This window comes from Geobacillus sp. LYN3, from assembly GCF_003064505.1.
In the GTDB taxonomy this organism is placed as follows: Bacteria; Bacillota; Bacilli; order Bacillales; family Anoxybacillaceae; genus Parageobacillus_B; species Parageobacillus_B toebii.
Window position 1 is genome coordinate 1 of the sequence record NZ_QCWL01000098.1, and the last position, 485, is coordinate 485.

Below are 485 nucleotides of genomic sequence, written 5' to 3' on the forward strand. Positions count from 1 at the left end.
AAGCGCGGTAGGATCCCAAGCAGGAAACATGAAAAAAGGACTCTCTCCCTGGTAAGATATTCATTGACCACACTATCAAACAGGAGGAGAGAGTCCCATGAATATTCAACAACATCTTACCACAAATTCGTTGTCATGGAAAGAGATCGAACTTGATTTGTTTCGAGCCTTGCAAAACGCCTTCGCCGAGCTGTTTACGGCTCTGTTGGAGGACATCGACCGNGCGCCGATACCACTTGAAAGACAAACGACGCACCACGATTCAAACCCTGTTTGGCGAAGTCACCTTTGAGCGGAACTACTATTTAGACCGGGAACAAAACCGTTACACGTTTTTGCTTGATTCCTTTTTAGCGTTTGATGGATCGCAGTCAATCAGCCCTTGTCTAGAAGAAACGGCGGTGGGATTGGCGGTGGAGTGCTCTTCCTATCGCAAAGCGGCTCGTACGCTTGCTCAGATGGTCGGGTATCCGGTGATGAGCCAT

1 pseudogene is annotated in these 485 nt (G+C 48.6%); it reads left to right on the top strand.

Features of this window, described 5'->3' with window-relative positions:
* Positions 1–97: 97 nt before the first annotated feature.
* A pseudogene (locus DCC82_RS17255) lies at positions 98–485 on the top strand (UPF0236 family transposase-like protein); the annotation flags it as partial.